At 68.7% G+C, this 23,792-nt stretch carries 27 protein-coding genes; 13 read left to right on the plus strand and 14 right to left on the minus strand.

Annotation, left to right across the window (positions count from 1 at the left end):
* The 6 genes from ACN675_RS19870 to ACN675_RS19895 form a co-directional block, all read left to right on the plus strand.
* On the plus strand, positions 1-243 hold a 243-nt coding region (locus tag ACN675_RS19870), incomplete at its 5' end, for an HAD-IA family hydrolase (protein ID WP_420752486.1).
* Positions 240-1,658: a WS/DGAT/MGAT family O-acyltransferase gene (locus ACN675_RS19875; RefSeq protein WP_420752487.1), complete on the plus strand. Its 1,419-nt coding sequence runs from the start codon at positions 240-242 to the stop codon at positions 1,656-1,658. The genes ACN675_RS19870 and ACN675_RS19875, both read left to right, overlap by 4 nt.
* The gene (locus ACN675_RS19880) at positions 1,645-2,190 is read left to right on the plus strand and encodes a DUF6912 family protein (protein ID WP_420752488.1); all 546 of its coding nucleotides are present in this window, start codon (positions 1,645-1,647) and stop codon (positions 2,188-2,190) included. The genes ACN675_RS19875 and ACN675_RS19880 overlap by 14 nt, the downstream gene beginning before the upstream one ends.
* Positions 2,191-2,300: 110 nt before the next feature.
* Positions 2,301-3,431, plus strand: coding sequence for a ferredoxin reductase (locus ACN675_RS19885; protein ID WP_420752489.1), 1,131 nt, complete (start codon positions 2,301-2,303; stop codon positions 3,429-3,431).
* Positions 3,432-3,465: 34 nt separating this feature from the next.
* On the plus strand, positions 3,466-4,722 hold the full coding sequence (locus tag ACN675_RS19890; RefSeq protein WP_420752490.1) for a fatty acid desaturase family protein: 1,257 nt from the start codon (positions 3,466-3,468) through the stop codon (positions 4,720-4,722).
* Positions 4,723-4,789: 67 nt separating this feature from the next.
* Positions 4,790-6,025, plus strand: coding sequence for a fatty acid desaturase family protein (locus ACN675_RS19895; protein WP_420752491.1), 1,236 nt, complete (start codon positions 4,790-4,792; stop codon positions 6,023-6,025).
* A gap of 80 nt (positions 6,026-6,105) precedes the next feature.
* Here ACN675_RS19895 and rsgA read toward each other — a convergent pair whose 3' ends face one another.
* A complete protein-coding gene (rsgA, locus tag ACN675_RS19900; protein WP_420752492.1) occupies positions 6,106-7,128 on the minus strand; it encodes a ribosome small subunit-dependent GTPase A in 1,023 nt (340 codons plus the stop codon).
* A complete protein-coding gene (gene aroA / locus ACN675_RS19905) occupies positions 7,095-8,381 on the minus strand; it encodes a 3-phosphoshikimate 1-carboxyvinyltransferase (RefSeq protein ID WP_420752493.1) in 1,287 nt (428 codons plus the stop codon). Before aroA ends, rsgA begins: the two co-directional genes overlap by 34 nt.
* A 75-nt stretch (positions 8,382-8,456) precedes the next feature.
* Between aroA and ACN675_RS19910 the strand changes: the two genes are divergently transcribed.
* Positions 8,457-9,230 carry an SOS response-associated peptidase gene (locus tag ACN675_RS19910; protein WP_420752494.1) on the plus strand — a complete coding sequence of 258 codons (774 nt, stop codon included), beginning with the start codon at positions 8,457-8,459 and terminating at the stop codon, positions 9,228-9,230.
* Between the two features lie 6 nt (positions 9,231-9,236).
* Here the strand turns inward: ACN675_RS19910 and ACN675_RS19915 are convergent, their stop codons facing one another.
* The 7 genes from ACN675_RS19915 to ybaK form a co-directional block, all read right to left on the minus strand.
* Complete coding sequence (locus ACN675_RS19915) at positions 9,237-9,905, minus strand: TetR/AcrR family transcriptional regulator (RefSeq protein WP_420752495.1); 669 nt, start codon at positions 9,903-9,905, stop codon at positions 9,237-9,239.
* 60 nt (positions 9,906-9,965) lie between these two features.
* The gene (locus tag ACN675_RS19920) at positions 9,966-10,748 is read right to left on the minus strand and encodes an enoyl-CoA hydratase/isomerase family protein (protein WP_420752496.1); all 783 of its coding nucleotides are present in this window, start codon (positions 10,746-10,748) and stop codon (positions 9,966-9,968) included.
* 75 nt (positions 10,749-10,823) lie between these two features.
* The gene (locus ACN675_RS19925; protein ID WP_420752497.1) at positions 10,824-11,972 is read right to left on the minus strand and encodes an acyl-CoA dehydrogenase family protein; all 1,149 of its coding nucleotides are present in this window, start codon (positions 11,970-11,972) and stop codon (positions 10,824-10,826) included.
* Between the two features lie 31 nt (positions 11,973-12,003).
* On the minus strand, positions 12,004-13,674 hold the full coding sequence (locus tag ACN675_RS19930) for a class I adenylate-forming enzyme family protein (protein WP_420752498.1): 1,671 nt from the start codon (positions 13,672-13,674) through the stop codon (positions 12,004-12,006).
* 26 nt (positions 13,675-13,700) lie between these two features.
* On the minus strand, positions 13,701-14,432 hold the full coding sequence (locus ACN675_RS19935) for an SDR family NAD(P)-dependent oxidoreductase (protein WP_420752499.1): 732 nt from the start codon (positions 14,430-14,432) through the stop codon (positions 13,701-13,703).
* 35 nt (positions 14,433-14,467) lie between these two features.
* Positions 14,468-15,262, minus strand: coding sequence for an enoyl-CoA hydratase-related protein (locus ACN675_RS19940; RefSeq protein WP_420752500.1), 795 nt, complete (start codon positions 15,260-15,262; stop codon positions 14,468-14,470).
* Positions 15,263-15,417: 155 nt separating this feature from the next.
* Positions 15,418-15,915: a Cys-tRNA(Pro) deacylase gene (gene ybaK / locus ACN675_RS19945; RefSeq protein ID WP_197252774.1), complete on the minus strand. Its 498-nt coding sequence runs from the start codon at positions 15,913-15,915 to the stop codon at positions 15,418-15,420.
* Between the two features lie 237 nt (positions 15,916-16,152).
* On the opposite strand from ybaK, the gene ACN675_RS19950 reads away from it, so the two are divergent.
* Both ACN675_RS19950 and rsrA read left to right on the plus strand, forming a co-directional pair.
* Complete coding sequence (locus ACN675_RS19950; RefSeq protein ID WP_420752501.1) at positions 16,153-16,797, plus strand: sigma-70 family RNA polymerase sigma factor; 645 nt, start codon at positions 16,153-16,155, stop codon at positions 16,795-16,797.
* Positions 16,794-17,075 (plus strand): mycothiol system anti-sigma-R factor, encoded by a 282-nt coding sequence (gene rsrA / locus ACN675_RS19955; RefSeq protein WP_420752502.1) that lies wholly within the window; start codon positions 16,794-16,796, stop codon positions 17,073-17,075. Before ACN675_RS19950 ends, rsrA begins: the two co-directional genes overlap by 4 nt.
* 84 nt (positions 17,076-17,159) lie before the next feature.
* Here rsrA and ACN675_RS19960 read toward each other — a convergent pair whose 3' ends face one another.
* On the minus strand, positions 17,160-17,234 hold the full coding sequence (locus ACN675_RS19960; protein ID WP_022597109.1) for a 50S ribosomal protein bL37: 75 nt from the start codon (positions 17,232-17,234) through the stop codon (positions 17,160-17,162).
* 95 nt (positions 17,235-17,329) lie between these two features.
* On the opposite strand from ACN675_RS19960, the gene ACN675_RS19965 reads away from it, so the two are divergent.
* A complete protein-coding gene (locus tag ACN675_RS19965) occupies positions 17,330-17,545 on the plus strand; it encodes a biotin/lipoyl-binding carrier protein (protein WP_197252777.1) in 216 nt (71 codons plus the stop codon).
* Between the two features lie 14 nt (positions 17,546-17,559).
* A complete protein-coding gene (locus tag ACN675_RS19970; protein WP_420752503.1) occupies positions 17,560-19,038 on the plus strand; it encodes a sensor histidine kinase in 1,479 nt (492 codons plus the stop codon).
* Positions 19,039-19,207: 169 nt separating this feature from the next.
* Here the strand turns inward: ACN675_RS19970 and ACN675_RS19975 are convergent, their stop codons facing one another.
* Both ACN675_RS19975 and ACN675_RS19980 read right to left on the minus strand, forming a co-directional pair.
* Positions 19,208-19,462 carry a WhiB family transcriptional regulator gene (locus tag ACN675_RS19975; protein ID WP_068157905.1) on the minus strand — a complete coding sequence of 85 codons (255 nt, stop codon included), beginning with the start codon at positions 19,460-19,462 and terminating at the stop codon, positions 19,208-19,210.
* A 247-nt stretch (positions 19,463-19,709) separates the two neighbouring features.
* Positions 19,710-20,648, minus strand: coding sequence for a diacylglycerol/lipid kinase family protein (locus ACN675_RS19980; RefSeq protein ID WP_420752504.1), 939 nt, complete (start codon positions 20,646-20,648; stop codon positions 19,710-19,712).
* A 47-nt stretch (positions 20,649-20,695) separates the two neighbouring features.
* Here ACN675_RS19980 and ACN675_RS19985 point away from each other — a divergent pair, with 47 nt between their 5' ends.
* Entirely contained in the window at positions 20,696-21,139 is a 444-nt protein-coding gene (locus tag ACN675_RS19985; protein WP_420752505.1) for a hypothetical protein, read from the plus strand.
* 3 nt (positions 21,140-21,142) lie between these two features.
* On the opposite strand, the gene ACN675_RS19990 is transcribed toward ACN675_RS19985, so the two are convergent.
* Positions 21,143-21,625: a GNAT family N-acetyltransferase gene (locus tag ACN675_RS19990; RefSeq protein WP_420752506.1), complete on the minus strand. Its 483-nt coding sequence runs from the start codon at positions 21,623-21,625 to the stop codon at positions 21,143-21,145.
* 99 nt (positions 21,626-21,724) lie between these two features.
* Between ACN675_RS19990 and ACN675_RS19995 the strand changes: the two genes are divergently transcribed.
* Positions 21,725-22,513, plus strand: coding sequence for a ParA family protein (locus ACN675_RS19995; RefSeq protein WP_420752507.1), 789 nt, complete (start codon positions 21,725-21,727; stop codon positions 22,511-22,513).
* 68 nt (positions 22,514-22,581) lie between these two features.
* Here ACN675_RS19995 and ACN675_RS20000 read toward each other — a convergent pair.
* The coding region (locus ACN675_RS20000) for a hypothetical protein (RefSeq protein WP_420752508.1) at positions 22,582-23,792 on the minus strand (1,211 nt) is incomplete at its 5' end.

The raw sequence follows: 23,792 nt of genomic DNA on the forward strand, positions 1-23,792 counted from the left end.
CAGCGACTGGGACTGGAACCGTCGCAGTGTGTCTTCGTCGACGACCTCGTCGCGAACGTGCGCGCAGCGGCCGCCACGGGGATGGTGGGAGTGCACCACGAGTGTCCGGATGCCGTTGTGGAAGAACTGACCGTACTCTTCGAGCTGAGCGCCGACGAAGAGGCGCCCGTGACCTCGGCGCCTGTGAACTCGGCGGCAGGGGACACGGTCACGGACCGGGGTGAGGGGGACACTCGCAGATGACGACCCGCATGACCGCGCAGGACGCATCGTTCTACTTCCTGGAGACGACGAACACGCCGATGCACATCGGGTCGCTGGCGATCCTCTCCGAACCGGAGGGTGGTTTCGACTTCGAGACGCTGCTGCAGCTCGTGGAACGCCGGATCTCGGAGGTGCCGCGCTATCGGCAGAAGGTGCGGGAGGTCGCCCTGGGACTGGCGCGGCCGGTGTGGGTGGACGACCGCGACTTCGACATCGCCTACCACGTGCGTCGCTCGGCGCTGCCCCGCCCCGGATCGGACGACCAGTTGCACGATCTGCTGGCGCGGCTGATCTCCCGTCCGCTGGACCGGACCCGCCCGCTGTGGGAGATGTACCTCGTCGAGGGCCTCGAGGGAAACCGGTGTGCGTTGTTCACGAAGTCGCATTCGGCGCTCGTCGACGGCGAGGACGCGCTGGACATCGGGCAGGTTCTCTTCGATTCCGATGTCGAACCCCGGCAGGTGCCCGAAGAGCTGTGGATGCCGGAGCAGGAGCCCTCGGACACCGCGCTCGTGATCGGCGCGCTCGCCGACCTGGTCGCGCGACCGGGAGAGGGCATCGCGCTGCTGCGTTCGGCCGTGGGCAACCTCGCCGCCACGGCGGCCGAGGCCGTCGACGTGGTCGGGCGCCTGGCGCAGACCGCCGCACAGTCGGCGCCGGAGAGCCCGCTCAACGAGTCGATCTCGCGCAGCCGCCGGTTCGCGGTGGTGCGGTCCGATCTGGAGCTGTACCGCAAGATCCATTCCCGGTACGGCTGCACCATCAACGACGTCGTGCTCGCGGTGATCTCCGGGGCGTTGCGCTATTGGCTGCTCTCGCGCGGCGAACCGGTGACCGAGGCGTCGGTGGTGCGCGCGATGGTGCCGATGTCGGTGTACACGCAGGATCCGGCCGACGTCGGCGACGCCGAGGGTGCCGAGACGATCCAGGTGCACCCGCAGGGGGAGGTGTCGACTTTCCTCGTCGACCTGCCGGTGGGGGAGCCGAACGCCGTGGTGCGGTTGTCACACATCGCGCACGCCGGGGAGGCCTACGCGCGGCAGCGCCGCCGGATCGCGGCGCAGGCCATGATCCGGTTGTCCGGTTTCGCGCCGGCGACCATGCACGCGGTGGGGGTGCGGGTGGCCAGCGGCTTCTCGCAGCGCATGTTCAACCTGATGATCACCAACGCACCCGGTCCGCAGCACCCGCTCTACCTGGCCGGCATACCGGTCCTGGAGATGTACCCGGTGTCGCCGCTGCTGAAGAACCAGGCGTTGAGCATTGCGCTGACGTCCTACGACGGGTCCGTCTACTACGGTTTGAACGCGGACCGCGATGCGATGCCCGATGTGGGGGTCCTGACGTCGCTGCTCCAGGAAGCACTCGAGGAGTTGTTGGATGCCAGTAGGTAAGGGCAAGACGCGGGTCTACGTGCCGGCCACGATCGACATGCTGCAGCGGCTGGTGGCCGACGGCGAGGTCGAGGCGGTGAACCGCACGGCGTTCGCGGTGACGGCCGCGCTGCGCGAGGCCTACACGTCCGGGGACGACGAGGAACTCGCCGAGGTCGCCATGGCGGAGGCCGCCCGGGCCTCGCTGAGGCTCCTGGCGGCACGGGCGGACGACGAGTCCGCCACGGACGGGTCGGCCGAGGATCTGCCCGTGCGTCGGGTGGTGGTGGCCGCGGACGTCGAGGAGGCCACCCCGCGGCCGGATCTCGACGATGCGGTCGTCCGGCTCGCCGCACCCGTCACGCTGAAGTCGGTGGCGTCGGTCCACGTCGATCTCGAAGGAGCCGAAGCGGACGTGGCGCGGGCCGTGGAGGTCATCGACGCCGCGGACATGGGTGACGAGGAAGCCGAGTTCGTGCTCGGCGACGCGGAGGACCATCAGCTCGCCTGGTATGCGACGCAGGAGTTGCCGTTCCTTCTGGAACTCCTCTAGTTCCGGAACTGCTCCAGCTGTTTGTCGACTGCCTGGCCGTAACCTACGGCACCGTAGCTTTCTGGTAACCTACGGCACCGTAGGCATACCGGGGTGAGGAGAAGTGGTCGATGGGTTTGAAGGAGTGGATCGAGCGTCCCGCGGCGCACGTCTCGGCGTCCGAGCGGTCCGTGTCGAATCTCGTACGAGGCGCGGTCGCGCGATTCACGACACCGCTGCTGCCCGACGACTACCTGCACCTGGTCAACCCGCTGTGGTCCGCGCGTGAGCTGCGTGGGCGCATCGTCGAGGTGCGCCCGGAGACCACGGATTCGGCAACCCTCGTCATCAAGCCCGGCTGGGGATTCGACTTCGGCTACAACCCGGGTCAGTACATCGGCATCGGTCTGCACATCGACGGCCGGTGGCACTGGCGGTCCTACTCGCTGACCTCGTCGCCCACCTGGAACGACAAGCTCATCTCGATCGCGGTCAAGGCGATGCCGGAAGGCTTCCTGTCGAGCCACCTCGTCACCGGCGTGCCCGCCGGCACGATCGTGCGGCTCGCGGCTCCGAAGGGCGACTTCGTGCTGCCCGACCCGCCGCCGGAGCGGATCCTGATGCTCACCGCCGGCAGTGGGATCACGCCGATCATGTCGATGCTGCGCACGCTCGACCGTCGCGCGGTCGACCGCGACGTCGAACTGCCCGACGTCGTGCACGTGCACTCGGCGCCGACCGCGGACGACGTGATGTTCCGTGCCGAGCTCGAGAAGTTCGACGCCACGCACGACCGGTTCCGGTCGCACGTCCAGCTCACCCGCTCGCAGGGGAAGTTCACCCTGGACCGGCTCGACGAGGTCTGCCCCGACTGGCGCGAACGCCAGACCTGGGCGTGCGGACCGCAGCAGATGCTCGACGATATCGAGGCGTTCTGGAAGAAGGCCGGCCTCGAGGATCGTCTGCACCTTGAGCGGTTCGCGGTCACCCGCGCCGACACCTCCGGTTCGGGCGGCACCGTGACCTTCGCGAAGTCGGGCAAGACCGTCACCGTCGACGGCGCGACCACACTGCTCGAGGCCGGTGAGAGCGTCGGCGCACTGATGCCGTTCGGCTGCCGGATGGGCATCTGTCAGACTTGTGTGGTCCCGCTCGAGAAGGGGCACATCGTCGATCTGCGGTCCGGTCAGGAGCACGCCGAGGGTGAGCGTGTCCAGACCTGCATTTCCGCGGCTGCCGGGGACTGCACTCTCGACGCCTGACGTTCCACCGCCCGTTCCACAGCAAGGACCCTGAGTGGCCATCACCGACATCCGCGCGTTCGCGCACCTCAGCGATTCGGACATCGAAGCGCTGGGTCGTGAGTTCGACGCGATCCGACGTGACGTCGAGGACTCGCGCGGGGTGCGGGACGCCCGCTACATCCGCAACACGATCCGGTTGCAGCGGGTGCTCGAGCTCGGTGGGCGGGCGGTGCTGTTCGGCTCCCGCCGGCGTCCGTTCTGGGTGCTGGGTACCGGGATGCTCTCGCTCGCGAAGATCATCGAGAACATGGAGCTCGGGCACAACGTGATGCACGGGCAGTGGGACTGGATGAACGACCCGGAGATCCACTCCACGTCGTGGGAGTGGGACCAGACGGGGCCGTCGGCGCACTGGAAGCGTGCCCACAACTACGCGCACCACACGTACACGAACATCGTCGGCATGGACGAGGACGTGGGATTCGGCATTCTGCGGATGACCCGCGACGAGGCGTGGCGGCCCCGCAACCTGCTCCAGCCGACCGCGAACGTGATCCTCGCCGCGACCTTCGAGTGGGGCATCGCCCTGCACGACCTGGCGGCACAGAAGGAGGCCGACGGGGTTTCGCGCACGCAGTGGAACTCGCAGCCCAACAAGGACTTTGCGCGCAAGGCGGCACGTCAGGTCGTCAAGGACGTGGCGTTGTTCCCCGCGTTGACGGGCCCGGCCTGGCGCAGCACACTGTCCGCGAATCTCACCGCGAACCTGATCCGGAACCTGTGGGCGTACGCGGTGATCTTCTGCGGGCACTTCCCGGACGGGGCCGAGAAGTTCACCGTCGAGCAGTTCGAGAACGAGACGCACGCGCAGTGGTATCTGCGGCAGCTGCTCGGCAGTGCGAACATCTCCGGAGGCCCGGTGATGGGATTCCTGACGGGGAACCTGAGCTATCAGATCGAGCACCACCTGTTCCCGGATCTGCCGAGCAACCGGTATCCGGAGATCGCGGCCCGGGTGCGTGCTCTGTGCGCCAAGTACGACCTCCCGTACACGACCGGTTCGCTCGGCAAGCAGTACCTGCTCGCGCTGCGGACCATCCACAAGCTCGCGTTGCCGGACCGGTTCCTCCGGGCCACCTCGGACGACGCGCCCGAGACCTCGTCCGAGCGCAAGTTCTCGCTGGTGCAGGGCGCCCGGGCCGCGGAGCTCGTGGTCGATCCGGTGACGGGCCGGCGGCGGGGTCTGCTGACGGCGTTGCGCACCCACGCGGAGGCGAAACTCACCGCTCGCCGCGCGAAACGATCTTGATTGTGATTCCTCTCACAGCGCGGAATCGGCTAACCTACGGCGCCGTAACTTACGGTAGGGTAGCCGCATGGCCATTTCGGACATCAAAGAGTATGCGCACCTGACGGAGGCCGACGTCGAGGCCATCGGCCGCGAACTCGACGCCATCCGTCGCGACATCGAGGAGGCGCGCGGCGAGCGGGATGCCCGCTACGTGCGCAACACGATCAGGCTCCAGCGTGGACTCGAAGTCGGCGGGCGTGCAGTGCTCTTCGGTTCCCGTAAGCGCTCGCTGTGGGTCCTGGGCACCGCCATGCTCTCGCTCTCCAAGATCATCGAGAACATGGAGCTCGGGCACAACGTGATGCACGGGCAGTGGGACTGGATGAACGACCCCGAGGTGCATTCGGCGAACTGGGAGTGGGACAACGTCGATCCGTCGGCGCATTGGAAGCAGACCCACAACTACCTGCACCACAAGTACACGAACATCCTCGGCATGGACGACGACGTGGGATACGGGCTGCTGCGCGTGACCCGCGACCAGCGCTGGAAGCCGTTCTACCTCGGCAACATCGCCTACAACGCGATCCTCGCGTCGCTGTTCCAGTACGGCATCGCGATCCAGCTGCTCGAGCTCGGCAAGGTCATCCAGGGTCGCGACGACCGCGAGCGCACCAAGGAACTCGGCAGCGAGGTGCTCGTCAAGCTCGGCAAGCAGACGCTCAAGGACTACGTGGTGCACCCGGCGCTGACCGGCAAGGCATGGAAGTCGACGCTCACCGCGAATGCGACCGCGAACTTCGTGCGCAACATCTGGACCAACGCCGTGATCTTCTGCGGGCACTTCCCGGACGGTGCCGAGAAGTTCACCAAGGCCGACGTCGAGAACGAAACGCACGCCGAGTGGTACCTGCGGCAGATGCTCGGTTCGGCCAACATCTCCGGTGGTCGCGTCATGGATTTCATGACCGGCAACCTCAGCTACCAGATCGAGCACCACATCTACCCGGACCTGCCGTCCAACCGGTACCACGAGATCTCGCTCCGGGTGAAGGCGTTGTGCGAGAAGTACGACCTTCCGTACACCACGGGTCCGCTCGCGGTGCAGTACTGGAAGTCGTGGCGCACCATCGCGAAGCTGTCGCTGCCCGACAAGTACCTCAAGGACACCCGGGACGCCGCTCCCGAGACGGCATCGGAACGCGGTTTCGGCGGCAAGGCCGAGATCGATCCGCTCACCGGTCGCCGGGTCGGACTGGCCACCGCGATCGAGAAGACCCGCAAGCGCGGATTCGTCCGCCGCGTCCTGGGAATGCGCTGAGCCTGGGAATGCGCTGAGCGACTCCCGTTGCTCTGCAGATCGGCCCCCGGCTCCCTTTCGGAGCCGGGGGCCGATCTGCGTCACCAGGCTTCGTTCTCGGTGAGCGCGGTGAGCAGTCCCCGCACGGCCTGGGCGCGGCGCAGGGACTTGCCTTCGAGGTTGTCGAGCGCGCACTCGGGGTCGGCCGGGGGACCGAGGTGGGTGCACCCGCGCGGGCAGTCCTCCACCGCCTCGGCCAGATCGGAGAACGCGGCGACGACGTTCTCCGCGGAGATGTGCGCGAGCCCGAACGAGCGGATGCCGGGGGTGTCGATGACCCAGCCGCCGCCGGGCAACGGCAGCGCCACCGATTGGGTCGAGGTGTGCCGGCCCTTTCCGACGCCGGACACCTCGCCGGTCGCGCGGGCCGCGTCCGGCACCAGCCTGTTGACCAGCGTCGACTTGCCCACGCCGGAGTGCCCGATCAGGGCGGTCACCGAATCGGTGATCATTTCGGTGAGCTCGCTGAGGTCGTCGTCCTTGCCGACGAGCATCACCGGCAGGTCCAGATCGGCGAACTGGGCGGTGAACTCGGCGGGGTCGGCGAGATCGGATTTCGTCAGGCCCAGCACGGGAGTCAGTCCGCCGGCGTAGGCCGCGACCAGTGCACGTTCGACCAGACCCGTCCGCGGCGGCGGATCGGCGAGTGCGACGACGATGAGCAACCGCTGCGCGTTCGCGACGACGATCCGCTCGAACGGATCGGTGTCGTCGGCGGTGCGTCGCAGCACCGTCTCGCGGTCGTGGACCCGCACGATCCGCGCGAGCGTGTCCGGACGGCCCGACAGGTCGCCGACGACGCCGACGCGATCGCCGACCACGATCGGGGTACGGCCGAGTTCGCGCGCGCGCATCGCCACGATCGGGCGATTCGGGTCGCCGCCGAGCACCACACCCCAGCGACCGCGGTCGACGGAGACGACCATGCCCTCGACGGCGTCGAGGTGGGCGGGGCGATCCTTGGTGCGCGGCCGCGAGCCCTTACCCGGGCGGACCCGGACATCGGACTCGTCGTACTGGCGCCGCCGGTTCAGGAGCGCGCTCCCGTCAGCATCGCCGCCCACAGCGACTCGAATCCGGGCAGCGTCTTGGAGGTGGTGCCGATGTCGTGGACGTCGACGTCGTCGACGACGAGACCGATGATCGCCCCGGCGGTGGCCATGCGGTGATCGGCGTAGGACTGCCATTGTCCGCCGTGCAGAGTGGCCGGTTCGATGCGCAGTCCGTCCTCGGTTTCGGTCGCGGATCCGCCGAGCCGGACGATCTCGGTCACCAGAGCCGCGAGCCGGTCGGTCTCGTGGCCGCGCAGGTGCGCGATGCCGCGCAGCTGCGACGGGGTCGTCGCGAGTGCGGCGAGGGCCGCGACGGTCGGCGCGAGCTCCCCCACGTCGTGCAGGTCGATGTCGATGCCGGTGAGCCGCTCGGGGCCGCGCACCGTCAAGGTGCCGTCCGACCAGGTGACGGTCGCGCCCATCCGCTCGAGAATGACGCGGATCGCGTCGCCGGCCTGCGTGGTCGACTTCGGCCACATCGGGACCGACACCGTGCCGCCGGTGACGGCCGCGGCGGCGAGGAAGGGCGTCGCGTTCGACAGGTCCGGTTCGACCTCGACGTCGATCGCCCGGATCGGGCCCGGCACCACGCGCCACGTGTTCGCGTCGGCGGTGTCGACGTCGACACCGGCGGCGCGCAGCATCTCGACGGTCATGTCGATGTGCGGCATCGACGGCACCGGCTCCCCGCTGTGGTGGACGGTGACGCCCTCGTCGTAGCGGGCTGCAGACAGCAGCAGGCCGCTGACGAACTGCGAGGATCCGGACGCGTCGATGGTGACGGTTCCGCCGTGCAGTGCGCCGGCGCCGTGCACGGTGAACGGCAGTCGCTCGCCGTCGATGTCCGCGCCGAGGGACCGCAGGGCGTCCAGAACGGTTCCCATCGGCCGGGTCTTGGCCTGCTCGTCGCCGTCGAAGAAGACGTCCCCGTCGGCGAGTGCCGCGAGCGGCGGCACGAACCGCATGACGGTGCCGGCGAGCCCGCAGGCGACGTCGCCGCCGTGCAGGTCGCCGGGAACGACGTCGAGGGTGGTGCCGTTGTCACGTTCGGTGATCGTCGTACCCAGCCCGCGCAGGGCAGCGATCATCAGGTCGGTGTCGCGGCTGCGCAGGGCCCCGGTGATCGTCGAGGGACCGTCGGCGAGGGCGGCGAGGATCAGCGCGCGGTTGGTGATCGACTTGGATCCGGGCAGGGTCACGGTGGCGTCGACGGGGGACTCGGCTCGGGGGGCTCTCCACAGACTCACCCGACCATCTTCTCCCATCGTCGCAGCCGGGTGTGCACCCGGCGCGTCCGACGCGGGGAAGTGGTCGTCGGAGCCGGCTGTCAGACTCGCCCTATGTGCGGCAGGTATGCGACGACGGCGGACCCGGCGACCCTCACGGCGGAGCTCGACGCGATCGACGAGACGGGTGGAGGAGGGGACGCCTACGACAGCGGCGGTGACTTCAGCGCCGTCAATTTCAACGTCGCCCCGACGACGCGGGTGCTCACCGTGGTCGCCCGGCGCGATCGCGAGAATCCGGAGGAGCCGGTGACGCGTCGGATCCGTCGCATGCGGTGGGGTCTCGTGCCGCCGTTCGCGAAGGAGATCGGCAGGAGCGCGCCGCTGTTCAATGCCCGCTCCGAGTCGGTGGCCACGAAGCCGTCGTTCGCGCAGTCGCTGCGGTACAAGCGCTGCCTGGTGCCGATGGACGGCTGGTACGAGTGGCAGGTCGAACCGACACCGGACGGGAAGACCGCGAAGGTGCCGTACTACATGTCCCCGGAGGACGGTTCGCGGATCTGCATGGCGGGCCTGTGGGCGGTGTGGCGCGACCCGACGGTTCCCGACGCGGCGCCGCTGGTCAGCACCACCATCCTGACCGCCGACTCGGTCGCGCAGTTGCGCAACGTCCACGAGCGGATGCCGCTGATCCTGCCGCCGGACCGGTGGGACGCCTGGCTGGACCCGGACAGCCTGGGGCATCCGGACCTGATCCGTCCGAGCCTCGAGGCGGTCTCGGCGATCACGGTCCGGCGGGTCTCCCCGAAGGTCAACAGCGTGCGCAACAACGGTCCCGAGCTGCTCGTGCCCGACGACGGGAGCGGTGAGCAGATGGCGCTGTTGTAGGCGCGGCTAGGACAGCCTGAGCAGGTGCGGGTACTTCGCGCGACGGTCGGCGGGCACGATGGAGTTCAGCACGAACCGGATCTGCAGGGTCGTGTACTCGTCGAGTGTGTAGTGCCGGCCGAAGTGCCACTGCTTCAGCGCCCATCCGTGGGCGAGGAGCATGAAGTCGAAGACGATGAGGTCGACGTCGACCGGGCTGAACTCCCCGGACGCGATACCGGTTTCGAGGGTGGCGCGCAGCGGTGCCGCGGTGGCGACCTCGAGCTCCTTGATACGTTCCCGGCCGGCCTTGTCGAGCGTGCGGCTCTCCCGGTAGGTCAGGACCACCGCGTCGAGGTTGGAGTCGACGACCTCGAGATAGCGGCGCATGCCCGCGGCCAACCGCTCCACCGGGTCCTCGCCGGCGGCGTCCATCGCCGGTTCCAGCTGGTCGCGGAAGGCGTCGAGGATCGAGGTGACGGTCGCGAGGAGCACGTCCTCCTTGCCGCCGAAGTACTTGTAGATCAGGCCGACGCTGACTCCCGCCTCGTCGGCCAGGGCCTGCATCGACATCTGGTGGAACCCGGTCTGCTCCATCAGGCGCACCGCGGCCTCGAGCACCTGCTTGCGACGCGAGTGGGCGCGCACGGCGCGCACGGCCTCGTCGACGTTCAGCGCGTCGTCTCGGGTGGTCATGGGGGTACTCCTCGTCGCCGATGGGTGGATTCACAGTACCGATCGGACGGATGTGCCCGGTCAGCGCGCGGCGGTCACGAACCGTTCGAGCAGCCGGGTCGTCTCGTCGGTCTCGATGAGCCGGCCGATCTCGTCGATCTCGGTGGCGAAACCGTCGGTGCCGCGTGCCGCGGCGATGCAGCGCTTGGCCGCGCCGTAGGCGGCCGGAGGCAGCGCCGCGAGCCGCTGTGCGTGCCGCATCGCAGCCTCCTCGACGCCGCCGTCCTCGACACCGCCGTCCTCGACACCGCCGTCGACCACCCAGTGCACGATCCCGAGCCGGTGCGCCTCCCGTCCGTCGACGAGTTCGGCGCCGAGGACGATCCGGGTGGCGACGGCGGGCCCGGCGATCCGGGTCAACCGCTGGGTGCCGCCGGCGCCGGGCAGCAGCCCGAGCCCGACCTCGGGCAGCCCGAGCCGGGAGGAGGTGCCGGCGATGCGGAAGTCGCAGGCCAGCGCCAGTTCGAGGCCGCCGCCGGTCGCGGCGCCGGTGATCGCCGCGATCGACGGTTTCGGCAGCTCCGCCAGCGTCTCCAGGGCGTCCTGGAGACGCTTCGCGAAACGGGCGAGACGTTCCCGGCGATCGGGGGCGGTTCGCCAGGAGTCCATCATCGCGATGTCGGCTCCGCCGCAGAAGTGCCGGCCCGCCCCGCGGATCAGCAGCGACCGGACGCGGGTGTCGGCGCCGAGTTCCGCGACCGCCGCGGCGAATCCGGCGGTCTGTTCCTCGTCGAACGCGTTCACGGCGGGGCGGTCGAGGGTGATGATGCCGACATGGCCTTCGCGTCCGACGACGACGGTCATGGCTTCTCCGTTTCTGCTGGTGGATCATGTTGTACCGGAACGGAACTCGTCCGATGTTTCAAACACCCGGGCGTCTCAGATGCCCAGGTCCTTGGCGACGATCGTCTTCATGATCTCGGTGGTGCCGCCGTAGATCGTCTGGATGCGGGCGTCGACGAACGCGCGGGACACCGCGTATTCGCGCATGTAGCCGTAGCCGCCGTGCAGTTGCAGGCAGCGGTCCGCCACGCGCACCTGCAGTTCGGTCGTCCACCACTTGAGCCGTGCCGCGCGGGCCGCGGACAGCTCACCGGCGACGTGCTCGGCGATGCAGTCGTCGAGGAAGGTGCGGGCCAGATCCAGTTCGGTGGCCAGCTCCGCGAGCACGAACCGGGTGTTCTGGAAGCCGGCCACCGGCTTGCCGAACGCCTTGCGTTCCTTGACGTACTCGACGGTCTGCGCGAACACTCCTTCCGCGGCGGCGACCGCGCCGATCGACAGCGAGAGCCGTTCCTGCGGCAGGTTGTGCACGAGCTGGTGGAAGCCCTGCCCCTCCTCGCCGAGCCGGTTCGCGACCGGCACGCGCATGCCGGTGAAGGTCAGCTCGCTGGTGTCCTGGGCGTGCAGGCCGATCTTCTCGAGGTTGCGTCCGCGGGAGAAACCGGGGGTGTCGGCCTCGACGACGAGCAGCGTCAGCCCGTTGTGCGGGTCGGGCGAGGTGCGGGTCGCGACGACGAACAGGTCCCCGTTCTGCCCGTTGGAGATGAACGTCTTGGCTCCGTCGACCACGTAGTGGTCGCCGTCGCGGACGGCGGTGGTGCGGATGCCGGTCAGGTCGCTGCCGGCGCCGGGCTCGGTCATCGCGATGCCCAGCACGGTCTCGCCGGTCACGACGCCGGGCAGCCAGCGGGCCTTCTGCTCGTCGTCGGTCATGTCCGTGAGGTAGGGCAGGACCACGTCGTTCTGCAGGGAGAACGCGATGCCTGCGGCGGCGTTCCCGGCGCGGTTGACCTCGTCGATGAGGATGGCGTTGTAGCGGAAGTCGTCGACGCCGGGGCCGCCGTACTTCTCGTCGACGGAGAAACCGAGCAGCCCGAGCTTGCCGGCGTCGGTGAACAGGGACCGGTCGAGGCGCGACGCCCGTTCCCAGTCCTCGTGCACCGGCGTGATCCGGTCCCGGACGAAGTCGCGGGCGACCTCGCGGAACTGCCGGTGTTCGGAGTCGTATTCCAGTCGTGCGTTCATGGTGTCCGTCCTTGGGCCGGTGCGGCGGTGCTCACCGGGCGATCTTCGAGGCCGTGGGGGTCGTGAACAGGCCGGCGGCGTACTCGCCGGCGGCGGTGTCGGTCGCCCGGTAGTGGAGTTTCTTGCCGGTCGCGCTGACCGGCAGCGACTCGACGAAGCGGTAGGCGCGCGGTCGTTTGAACGCCGACAGCATCGGGTGGTCGCGGCAGTGGGCGTCGAGGTCGTCGGCGGTCGGGGCGGGTTCGTCGGCGACGATGTAGGCCACGACGATCCGGCCCCACGTGTCGTGGGGAACGCCGACGACGAGCGAGTCCAGCACCTGGGGATGGGCGTTGAGGGCTTCTTCGACCTGCACCGGGTGGACGTTCTCCCCGCCGGAGACGAGCATGTCGTCCTTGCGGCCGACGACGGTGACGAATTCGTCGGCGTCCCACGTGCCGAGGTCGCCGATGTGCAGCCATCCGCGGTGGAACTTCGCCTTCTCCTGATCGGGGGAGTCGAAGTAGGCGTTGGCGCACTTGGGGGAGCGGACGATGATCTCACCGACGTCCTCGCCGTCCTTGGCGACCACGTCGTCCGGATCCGCGAGACGGTCCGCGTACACGCGGACCACGCGGACGTCGTCGTCGGTGCAGGCGCGGCCCGCACTGCCGGCCCGGTCGGGAAGGTCCGCCGGCCGCAGGAAGGTGTTCCAGAACCCTTCGGTGCTGCCATAGCCGTTGAAGATCCGTGGGTTGAGTACCTGCTGGTAGCGCAGCGCCGCTTCGCGTTCGAGCGGGGCGCCCATCGTCACGATGCCGCGCAGGCTGGACAGGTCGCGCGGGCGTGCCTCCTGGGCGGCGGCGAGCATCGCGAGGTTGGTGGGAGCGCCGATGAGGAACGTCAGTCCGCGCTCGGCGACGAGATCGAGCACCCGGTCCGCGTCGAACGTCCGCAGCGGCACCACCTCACCGCCGACGTAGAACACCGGGTTCGGGCCGCCGGAGTACAGGCCGCCGCGATGGAACCACGGCGTCATGTTGAGCGTCCGGTCCTCGGGAGTCAGCGGGAAGTGCATGATCACGTCGTGCGCGCTGAAGACCTCGATCATGCTGTTGAGCGGCACGCCTTTCGGCATTCCGGTGGTGCCGGAGGTGTAGAGGCGGGTGGTCTCGTCCCACACCGTCCGGTGCAGCGGCGGCAGGGCCACGCGGTCGGCGGCCAGGTGGCCGTAGCGGATCACGGTGGCACCGTCCACTTCGACGGGGTCGCCGTCGCCGACCGCGACGATCACCTTCGGGGTGTGCAGCGCGAGTCGCAACGCCTCACGCACCGTCGCGGTGAGTTCTGTGTCGTAGACGAACACCGTCGGCGCGCTCTTGTCCAGCACGAATGCCGTTTCTCCGGCGGCGAGGCGGTAGTTCACCGGCGAACCGACCGCGCCCACGGCCTGGGTGGCGAGATACAGCTCGGCGAATTCGACACCGTTGAACAGCTGGTAGGCGACGACATCCCCGGCAACCACCCCGGCGTCCGCGAGACCGGTCGCAATGCGGTCCACCCGTTCGCCGAGCTGGGCGTAGGTCCACTGCCGTCCGGTGTCCGGATCGCTCACGGCGATCCGGTTCCCGAACCGCCCGGTGTTGCGCCGGAAGCCGTTGAGGTACGTGAAATCGTTCTCGAAGTACTCCCGGTAGGCCCGGGCGTTGTACGACGCGGTCATGGTGTCCGTCCCTCCTGGTTGCCGATTCAGCCGGCCATGGTGAGGCCGCCGCTGACGCTGATCACCTGTCCGGTGATGAACGACGCGGATTCCGATGCGAAGAACAGGACGGGCGCGGCCACCTCGTCGGGCCGGGCGAGCCGGCGGAACGGAATCGCTTTGATCAGCGCTGCCTTGAGCTTCTCGTCCTGCGCCTGGAACAGCGGGGTGTCGGTGGGGCCGGGGCAGACGCAGTTGACGGAGATGCCGTGGCGGGCCATCTCTCGTGCGAGCGACTTGGTGAGGGCGATGACGCCGCCTTTCGCGCCCGCGTAGATGGACTCGCCGGAGCTGCCGACGCGGCCGGCGTCGGAGGCGAGGTTGATCACGCGGCCCCCGTTGCCCGCGTCGATCATGCCGGGAAGGAAGGCGCTGCAGACGTGCACCGGGCCGAGGTAGTTGATCGCTACGACCTTCTCCGCGAATTCCGGTGTCGCGTTGAGGAATTGGTCGGTCCGGTCCCAGCCGGCGGCGTTGACGACGACGTTGGGGACGCCCACCTCGGCGAAGGTCCGGTCGCGCAGTTCGTCGACCTGGGCGCGGACCGAGATGTCCACCGGGAGAGCGGTGATGAGTTCGGTGTTCTCCTTGGCGGTGGCTTCGGCGGCGGCGAGATCGAGGTCGGCGGCGATCACGCGGTCGCCCTGCGCGGCGAACGCCAGCGCGATGGCCTTGCCGATACCGGAGCCGGCGCCGGTCACCAATGCGATGTTGCCCATGACGGGATGTCCTTTCGACGGGTGTGACTGGCGAATCAGGCGTTGACGAACTTGGCGAACTCGGCGGGGCGCTTCTCCGCGAAGGCCTTGGCTCCTTCGAGTCCTTCGTCGGACTTGCCGAACAGGTCCAGTGCGGACATCGCGAGATTGCTCAGCCCGGCCTGGTGGTCGGTGTCGGCGTTGAACGACTGCTTGAGGAATCGGATCGCGGTGGGGCTCTTCTCGGCGATCTCGGCGACGATCGCCTTGGCCTCGTCGAGCAGTTTGTCCTGCGGGACAACCCAATTCACCAGTCCCCAGCGCTCGGCCGTGGCGGCGTCGTACTGGCGGCACAGGTACCAGATCTCGCGGGCGCGCTTCTCTCCGACGACGCGGGCGAGGAAGGCGGAGCCGAAGCCGGCGTCGAACGAACCGACACGCGGACCGGCCTGGCCGAACTTCGCGTTCTCCGAGGCGATCGTCAGGTCGCACAGGACGTGCAGGACGTGACCGCCGCCGACGGCGATGCCGTTGACCGCCGCGATGACGGGCTTGGGGACGTCGCGAATTAGCTTGTGCAGGTTGCCGATTTCGAACATGCCGGACTCGGTGGGGCCGTAGTCGCCGGTCTCGGCGCGCTGTTTGACGTCGCCTCCGGTGCAGAACGCCTTCTCGCCCGCGCCGGTGAGGATGATTGCGGCGACACGGCTGTCGGCCCAGGCGGAGCGGAACGCCTTGATCAGTTCTTCGACCGTTTTGCCGCGGAAGGCGTTGTAGCGCTCCGGGCGGTTGATCGTGATGACCGCGGCGTGGTCCTCGACCTCGTAGGTGATGTCTTCGAATCCGGACATGGTGACTCCTCGTCGACTCGGGTTCGGGGGGTGGTTCGCGATGTGAATGAATGCCCCTTCACTGTGAGTGAATGTACATTCATTCCGGAAGGTGTGTCAACCATCACAGAGATCGCGTCCCGTCGCGACGGGTGGAGGATCGGGTGGAGAAAGGGCTACGGACCTGCGGTGATCGGGGCGACGACCGCCCCGGTCAGCCGGATCAGATCGGCGGGCGCCAGTTCGATTTCCAGCCCGCGGCGGCCCGCGCTGCACAGCACCTGCTCCCAGTTCTGCGCGGACGAGTCGACGACCGTGCGCAACCGGCTGCGCTGACCGAGCGGAGAGATCCCGCCGAGCACGTACCCGGTGGCGCGTTCGGCGTCGGCGCGTTCGGCCATCACCGCCTTACCGCCACCGAGTGCCCCGGCGGCGGCCTTGAGGGAGAGCTTGGCCGGGACCGGGATCACCGCGACCGCGAGTTTGCCGTCGGACAGCTTCACCACCAGTGTCTTGAAGATCTGCGCGGCCTCGACACCGAGCCGCTCGCCCAGCACGTCGACGGCCTCGGTGCCGTACGACGCGGCGCGGGCGTCGTGGTCGTACTCGTGAACCCGGTGCGACACCTTCTCCCGGGTCAGCAGTTTCGTCGCGGGGGTGGAGGTCGAGGCCATGCCGGACACTCTAGGACCGGCCACGCCAGGGGCGGACACCCCAGGGCCGGACGCCAGGACAGCACCGGCTCCGGGAACAACGCGCCCGGACGCGTTGTTGATCCGGGGTGGCCGCCCCCGCTCGGGGGCGACCCTGAACGGCGAACAGTGATCGAACAGTGATCGGAGTACCGCGTGCCTGTGCTGTGCCCCCCGCGGCCGGTAGCCTTCACGGATACGGCAAGTGAAGGGATCGGTGTGGTCGAAGAGTCAGGTGCGGAGCTGGCCGAACGGTTCGAGCGCGACGCGCTGCCGATGCTGGACCAGCTCTACGGCGCGGCCCTGCGGATGACCCGCAACCCGTCGGACGCGGAGGATCTGGTCCAGGAGACGTTCATCAAGGCGTTCTCGGCGTTCGCGTCGTTCAAGGAAGGCACCAACCTCAAGGCGTGGTTGTACCGGATCCTGACGAACACCTACATCAACTCGTACCGCAAGAAGCAACGCCAGCCGGCGCAGTATCCGACGGACGAGATCACCGACTGGCAGCTCGCCGCGACCGCCGAACACATGTCCACCGGTCTGCGGTCGGCCGAGGTCGAGGCCCTCGACGCGCTGCCGGACGACGCGATCAAGCAGGCGCTGCAGGAACTTCCCGAGGAGTTCCGGATGGCTGTGTACTACGCCGACGTCGAAGGATTCCCCTACAAGGAGATCGCCGGGATCATGGGCACGCCCATCGGCACGGTGATGTCGCGCCTGCATCGCGGACGCAAGCAGCTGCGCGGCCTGCTCGCCGACGTCGCGCGAGAACGGGGATTCAATCGGGACGGCGCGGTCGACGCCGCCGTCGCCGCGGCAGCGGATGCGAACACCGCGAACGAGAAGGGGGGAGCTCGGTGAGCGAGCCGACCGAATTCGAACCGATCGACTGCTCCGCGGTGATCGCGGACGTGTACCTGCTGCTCGACTCCGAGTGCGACGAGACGTCCCGCGCGCGGCTGCAGCACCACCTGCACGAATGCGGCCCGTGCCTCGAGGCGTACGGCATCGAGGAGAAGATCAAATCGTTGCTCAGCCGCAAGTGCGGGGGCGAGCACGCTCCCGAAGGACTGCGGGAACGCCTGATGATCGAGATCCGCCGGAACGTCGTGGTGAAGCGCACCGAGACGGAGGGCTGAAGGCGAGGGCCGAACCGCCCCGAGAACGGTCGAGGGGCCGGAAAGCGTGTGCTTTCCGGCCCCTTCGACGTCTGTGCCTACGCCTCAGGCGTTGGGACGCTTGCCGTGGTTGGCGGCGTTACCCTTGCGGCTGCGCTTCTTGCGGCCTCGCTTACCCATGGTCGGGACTCCTTTCTCGTTCATTACAGTGTTTCACGTGTGGTTGGGTGGTCCTGTCGGCAGGTCCACCGTCAGGTCCACGGATTGGGGTTTCGATGGCTGAAGACGTACGCGCCGAGATGGTTTCCACCGTCTTCGAGGTGGTGGTGAGCAAGGGGGACGTTGTCGACGTGGGCGACACCCTCGTGATCCTCGAGTCGATGAAGATGGAGATCCCGGTCATCGCCGAGTCCGCCGGCACGGTCACCGCGCTCGATGTCGCCGTGGGTGATGTCATCCAGGCGGGCGATCTCATCGCAGTCATCTCCTGAACGGCGGGAAACCGGTGTCCACACTCAGCGCCCTGCTCGCCCAGCACACCGACCTGCCGGGTGCGGCGGTGGACCATCTCCAGCGCGTCGTCGGGGAATGGCAGTTGCTCGCGGATCTGTCGTTCGCGGACGTGCTGCTGTGGGTCAATGCGGAACCCAGCGACATCGTGTGCGTCGCCCAGTGCCGGCCCACCACGGCCTCGACCGTGCTGCCCGAGGATTCCGTCGGGACGATCGTGTCCGAGGACGAGCACCCGTACGTCCGGAAGGCGTTCGAGACCGGCAAGATCGTCGTCGCGGACGTCGATCCGAACGACCCGGTGCCGCTGCGCCGCCAGGCTGTGCCGGTGCGCTGGGACGGCAAGGTCATCGCGGTTCTGAGCCGCGATGCCGCGCGCGTGTCCCGTCGTTCGACGAGTGCGCTCGAGACCGCCTATCTGGAATGCGCCGACGCGCTGTACCGGATGATCTGCGAGGGCACGTTCCCGACGCCGGAGTCCCGGTCGGACACCAAGTCGAGCCCCCGCGCCGGTGACGGGTTCATCCGTCTCGACCGTGAGGGGCGCGTGGTGTACGCGAGCCCCAACGCTCTGTCCGCCTACCACCGCATGGGTCTGAACTCCGACCTGGTCGGCCAGGACCTCATCGAGACGACCAGGGCGCTGGTCACCGATCCGTTCGAGAGCGGCGACGTCGCCGACTACCTGAGCGGAGCCGTGCAGGGCCGTATCGGTCAGCGCATGGAGATCGAGGCGCGCGGTGCGACGGTGTTGTTGCGGGCGCTGGTGCTGGCCCCCGGCGGCCGGCTCGAGGGTGCGGCGGTGGTGATCCGCGACGTCACCGAGGTCAAGCGTCGCGACCGCGCGTTGCTGAGCAAGGACGCGACGATCCGCGAGATACATCACCGGGTGAAGAACAACCTGCAGACGGTCGCGGCGCTGCTGCGGTTGCAGGCGCGGCGCACCGGGAACGCCGAGGCGCAGCAGGCCCTCGGGGAGGCGGTGCGACGCGTGACGTCGATCGCGCTGGTGCACGAGGCGCTGTCGATGTCCGTCGACGAGGAAGTGGATCTGGACGATGTCGTCGACCGGTTGATCCCGATCGTCATCGACGTCGCGACGGTGGGCAACCAGATCCGGGTGCGACGCGAAGGCAGTCTCGGAGTGTTCCCGGCGGACCGGGCCACCCCACTCGTCATGGTGCTGACCGAGCTGGTGCAGAACTCCGTCGAGCACGCGTTCGAGCCGGGCGGGCACGGCACCGTGACGTTGCGCGCGGACCGTTCGGCGCGGTGGCTCGACGTGGTCGTCAACGACGACGGCAAGGGCCTGCCGGAAGGTTTCGTGCTCGAGGAGGCCGACCGGCTCGGGTTGCAGATCGTGCGGACGCTGGTCGCTGCGGAGCTCGGCGGGACGTTGCGGCTCGAGCGGGGGGAGTCGGGCGGCACCGACGCGCATCTGCGGTTGCCGCTGGGCAGGGTGCCGGTGAACTGACCGGGTCCGTACTGCAGCCCGGGCGCTGCGTACCCGGTGTCGCTGCGTACCCGGTGTCGCGGACCTTGCTCTGGGCAGACAAAAGCCCGGCACCCGAAATGGTGCCGGGCTGTCCTCTTGCCCTGCGACAACCGCCCCGCCGTGAGGCAGGGTGGCGTCAGCGCTCTGTCTAGACGGCGGTGCGGGCGCGGGTACGGGCGTTGCGACGCTTGAGCGCGCGACGCTCGTCCTCGCTCATTCCACCCCAGACCCCGGCGTCCTGACCGGACTCGAGGGCCCAGGACAGGCAGTCCGCGACGACCGGGCAGCGGTTGCACACGAGCTTGGCATCAGCAATCTGCGCGATGGCCGGGCCGCTGTTTCCCACGGGGAAGAACAGCTCCGGATCCTCGTCGCGGCAGATTGCCTTGTGGCGCCAGTCCATGCTTCTACTCTCCTTCGAAGGTGCTCCGCACCGGGGTGATTGGTTGCTGCAAGTTCGTGTGCGCGTCCGACATGTGTTTCCGCGCGGTTACTTGTGAATGCTTTCACGAACGAGCGTGAAGTCAATAGAATTCGCCCCGACCGTGGGCAAGCTCACGCCACCGGTGTTCAGGCATGTTGCCGATCTAACTTTTTACACCCTTGACAGCAGAAATGTAACCCAATTCACATAATCCCATTGTTGGAATTCATCGCGCGGGAGCCACCACATCGAGTATTGCGGGCACCGACACGAACTCGACCTCCTCGTGAAGGCCCAGGTAGTCGCCGTCGACCTGCAGACCGATCGGCCGGGAGGAGATCACCCGTACCCGTTCCACGTCGTCGGCCCGCAGCAGATGCTTCGAACGGGGGTCGCCGTTCCGCGCAAGGAACTGCGCGATGACGCGCAGGCTCGGCAACACGGCCATCGTGCGCATCGCGAAGACGCCCAGACCCGTATCGAACGACGTGCCCGGATTGGTGTGGACCGGGCGTGTGTCCAGGAATGTCCACGGGCTCGAATTCGACACGAAGGCGTAATAGACCCCGGGCACCGGATCGCGGCCCGGCAATTCGACCGTGAGGGCGGGCTCGGCGCGCTTGGACGCGAAGAACTGGGCGATCGCGTGCCGCACGTATCGGGCGGTGGTGACCCTCTTGCCGCCGTCCCGGCTGATGTCGATCGCCTCACAGACCTGGGCATCGAGGCCCAATCCGGCGTTGAAGACGAACCAGCGACCCACGCAGTGACCGAGCCCGATCCGGCGGTGCGTGCGCTCGGCGAGCAGTCCGAGCAGTTGCTCGGTGGCCTCCATCGGGTCGGCGGACATTCCCAGCGACCGCGCGAACACGTTCGCGGAACCGCCCGGCACGACGGCCAGCAGCGGCAACGTCGGATCCGCAGGATCGGACGGGGACCCCAGCAGGCCGTTGACGATCTCGTTGACGGTGCCGTCGCCGCCGTGCGCGACGATCACGTCCATGCCGTCGGCGTGGGCGGATCTGGCCAGTTCTGCGGCGTGACCGCGATGTGTCGTGTGCGCCACGGTGAGTGCGACGGCGCCGCCGAGCGCGTGCGCGAGCCGGTCCCGGCCCGCGGGAGTGGTCGTCGTCGCATGGGGATTAACGATCAGCAGTGCGCGCACGGAGCATCAGCCTAAGTGGTCGCGATCGGGTCCACTACGCTGGCCGGGTGCCCATCGAGTCCCCCCGCAGCAGCGTTCCGTCGACCGTGCGCATCGCAGGTTCCCTCGTCGTCCTCGAAGGAATCGTCGCGATCGGGTTCGCGGTGTACTCGGTCGTGCGTGCCCTGTCCGGGACCCACGACCAGAGCGTCACCAACGGATACGGCCTGGCGTTGTGGCTGGGCATCCTGTTCGGTGGTGTGCTCGCCGCCGGGATCGCGCTGCTGCGCGGCAAGCGCTGGGGCAGGGCCGTCGCGGTCGTCGCGCAGTTGCTGCTGCTTCCGGTGGCATGGTCGTTGCTGACCGACTCGCACCAGCTGGTGCTGGGCATCGTGCTGTCGGTGATCGTCGTGCCCGCGCTGGTGCTGCTGTTCGCACCGCAGACGACGACCTGGCTCGCCGACGAGTACGCGCCCGACTCCGAACCCGGGTCGGACCAGGACGGCCGCTGACGGCTAGCTGCCGCCCTCCGCGCCCAGCGCGGTGAGAGCGTCGCCGGTCAGCCGGAAGGTGGTCCACTCGTCCTGCGGCACCGCACCGAGCGCACGGTAGAACCCGATCGACGGGGTGTTCCAGTCCAGTACCGACCAGCTGAGCCGGCTGTAGCCGTGTTCGACGCATTCGGCGGCCAGCGTGGCCAGCAGCGCGCGGCCGTATCCGTGCCCGCGGTGCTCGGGGCGCACGAACAGGTCCTCGAGATAGATCCCGTGCACGCCGTCCCAGGTGGAGAAGTTCAGGAACCACAGGGCCAGTCCGACGACCTCGCCGGCGTCGGTCTCGGCGACGTGAGCGAACGCCGCCGGGTGGGGACCGAACAGTGCGGTGTGGATCTGCTCGGGCACCACGGTGCATTCGTCGGGTGCCTTCTCGTACTCGGCGAGGCCGTGGATCAGGCCGGTGATGGCATCGACGTCGTCGGGGCGGGCGCGGCGGATCACGGTCGGCTGCCGTCCTTTTCGGGAGAATCGGGGTTCGCGGATGTGCGAAGCGTGGCCTCAATTGTCGCGCCCCGGCGCGAAGTGCGCGAGGATCGACGCGTGACAACGGTACTTGCAGTGGCAAATCAGAAGGGTGGCGTCGCGAAGACGACCACCGTCGCGTCGCTGGGGGCGGCATTGGCAGGGGCGGGACAGCGGGTACTCGTCGTCGACCTCGACCCTCAGGGATGTCTGACGTTCTCCCTCGGACACAACCCGGATCGGCTCGAACGATCCGTGCACGACGTGCTCGTCGGAGACGCGGAGGCGAAGGAGGTTCTGCTCGACACGGACGAAGGGGTGAGCCTGCTACCCGCCACGATCGATCTGGCGGGTGCCGAGGCGCTGCTGCTCATGCGCCCAGGACGGGAATTCACGGTGAAGCGGGCACTGGCACCGCTGCTTCCGAACTTCGATGTCGTGATCATCGACTGCCCGCCGTCGCTCGGCGTGCTGACACTCAACGGTCTCACCGCCGCCGAGGCGGTGCTCGTGCCGCTGCAGTGCGAGACCCTCGCCCACCGCGGCGTCGGTCAGCTGCTGCGCACGGTCGCCGAGGTCAAGCAGGTCACCAACCCCGATCTGGAACTGCTCGGGGCGCTCCCGACGCTGTACGACGCGCGCACCACGCACAGCCGGGACGTGCTCGCCGACGTCGCCGACCGGTACGACATGCCGGTGCTGGCGCCGCCCATTCCCCGGACCGTCCGGTTCGCGGAGGCGTCGGCGTCCGGCGCGACGGTGCTCGCCGGCCGCAAGAACAAGGGCGCGCAGGCCTATCGCGAGCTCGCCGAGAACCTGCTCGGATACTGGGCCGGCAAGGACCTGGTGACGTTCGAACCCCAGTAGCCCGAACCCCAGTAGCCCGAACCCCGGTAGCCCGGCTGCAATAGCACTCAGCCCGGCTGCAATAGCACTCAGCGCAGCGCGACGACCTCGTCGCCGCGCTGTTCGAGGACGGTGTTGCCCAGGACCGCCACGGCCACCGGGCCGGTCTCCTCACGGTCGACGGGGATCCGGCCCCGCACAGTGCCGGACGCCGGGTCGACGACCGCGAGGGCGTCGTCCACGGGCAGCAGCAGCGCACCGGCCATCGAGTCGCCCCAGCCGGTGGTGCCGGGCACGGTCCAGCGCGGCGTCAGATCCGTCGACCCGAAGCCGATGGTGTCCTCGCCGGTCCACCACGTGACGATTCCGTCGCGGATCTTCGCGGGCACGGTGGCGGCATCGGTGGCCGGATGGGGGAGCGGATACTCGGCGACGGTCTGCCCGGCTTCTCCGAAGACCTCGATGCGCGGTCCGGCTCCGGTTCCCGGCGGCAGGTACAGGGCGGTGCGGTCGCCCGCGACGGCGACGACGCGTGTTCCGGGTGCCGAAGAGCCGGTCGGGTCCTGGGCCGTCTCGGCCAACACCGACGACGCGTACTCTTCCGGCTTCTGATTGTCGTCGGGCACCGGATCGAGCAGTGTCAGCCGGTCGGCATCCTCACCCGGGCAGTTCTCGACGACGGCGAGCCGGTTGTTGCTCGCGGCGGCGGACAGCAGCGTGCACCCGGTCCGCGGCTGCGCGTTCGGGTTGACGGGCGCGTCGACGCGTCCGTACTCGACGGTGCGGACCAGGTCCGAGCGCCACATCTCGAGGCGGGTATCGCCGGCGGAGATCAGGTGAGTGCCGGCGTCGACGAGGACGACCGCGTCGTCGGCGTCACCGGTCCGTTGGGCGCCCCGCGCCCCGGTCCCCGCGTTGAGTTGCGTGACCTGGCTGCATCCCCGCCGATCGCGGTAGACGGCCACGACCGTCTGCCACGCGACGGTCGCTGCGCACAGCGGCATGTTCCTCTCGTAGATCCAGCGCTGAGCGCCGGTCTCCGGATCGCGACCGACGACGCTGCCGCCGTCCGCGGTCGCGACGGTCCCACCCACCACGAGCGGACGCGTGGTGGCGGCGCTGGAGGAGCGCCACACCTCGCCGAGGGTGGCCGGAACCGTGGTCGCGGCGGCCGGGACGGTCACCGGCCCGTCCCACGTGATCGATGTCGTGCCGCGCGCTTCGGATCGCAGCCAGACCACACTCGCCGCCACCAGGACGGCGACGGCGAGTACGGCTGCGACGATCAGGTCGGTGCGCG

Origin of the sequence: Rhodococcus sp. O3 (assembly GCF_048897285.1) — a bacterium.
Lineage (GTDB): Bacteria > Actinomycetota > Actinomycetes > Mycobacteriales > Mycobacteriaceae > Rhodococcus.

Bases quoted from the DNA above. Each gene is read 5' to 3' on its own strand.
- ACN675_RS19875 (WP_420752487.1), top strand. From the start codon at position 240: ATGACGACCCGCATGACCGCGCAGGACGCATCGTTCTACTTCCTGGAG.
- ACN675_RS19880 (WP_420752488.1), top strand. From the start codon at position 1,645: ATGCCAGTAGGTAAGGGCAAGACGCGGGTCTACGTGCCGGCCACGATC.
- ACN675_RS19885 (WP_420752489.1), top strand. From the start codon at position 2,301: ATGGGTTTGAAGGAGTGGATCGAGCGTCCCGCGGCGCACGTCTCGGCG.
- ACN675_RS19895 (WP_420752491.1), top strand. From the start codon at position 4,790: ATGGCCATTTCGGACATCAAAGAGTATGCGCACCTGACGGAGGCCGAC.
- aroA (WP_420752493.1), bottom strand. From the start codon at position 8,381: ATGGGAGAAGATGGTCGGGTGAGTCTGTGGAGAGCCCCCCGAGCCGAG.
- ACN675_RS19910 (WP_420752494.1), top strand. From the start codon at position 8,457: ATGTGCGGCAGGTATGCGACGACGGCGGACCCGGCGACCCTCACGGCG.
- ACN675_RS19915 (WP_420752495.1), bottom strand. From the start codon at position 9,905: ATGACCACCCGAGACGACGCGCTGAACGTCGACGAGGCCGTGCGCGCC.
- ACN675_RS19920 (WP_420752496.1), bottom strand. From the start codon at position 10,748: ATGACCGTCGTCGTCGGACGCGAAGGCCATGTCGGCATCATCACCCTC.
- ACN675_RS19925 (WP_420752497.1), bottom strand. From the start codon at position 11,972: ATGAACGCACGACTGGAATACGACTCCGAACACCGGCAGTTCCGCGAG.
- ACN675_RS19930 (WP_420752498.1), bottom strand. From the start codon at position 13,674: ATGACCGCGTCGTACAACGCCCGGGCCTACCGGGAGTACTTCGAGAAC.
- ACN675_RS19935 (WP_420752499.1), bottom strand. From the start codon at position 14,432: ATGGGCAACATCGCATTGGTGACCGGCGCCGGCTCCGGTATCGGCAAG.
- ACN675_RS19940 (WP_420752500.1), bottom strand. From the start codon at position 15,262: ATGTCCGGATTCGAAGACATCACCTACGAGGTCGAGGACCACGCCGCG.
- ybaK (WP_197252774.1), bottom strand. From the start codon at position 15,915: ATGGCCTCGACCTCCACCCCCGCGACGAAACTGCTGACCCGGGAGAAG.
- ACN675_RS19965 (WP_197252777.1), top strand. From the start codon at position 17,330: ATGGCTGAAGACGTACGCGCCGAGATGGTTTCCACCGTCTTCGAGGTG.
- ACN675_RS19975 (WP_068157905.1), bottom strand. From the start codon at position 19,462: ATGGACTGGCGCCACAAGGCAATCTGCCGCGACGAGGATCCGGAGCTG.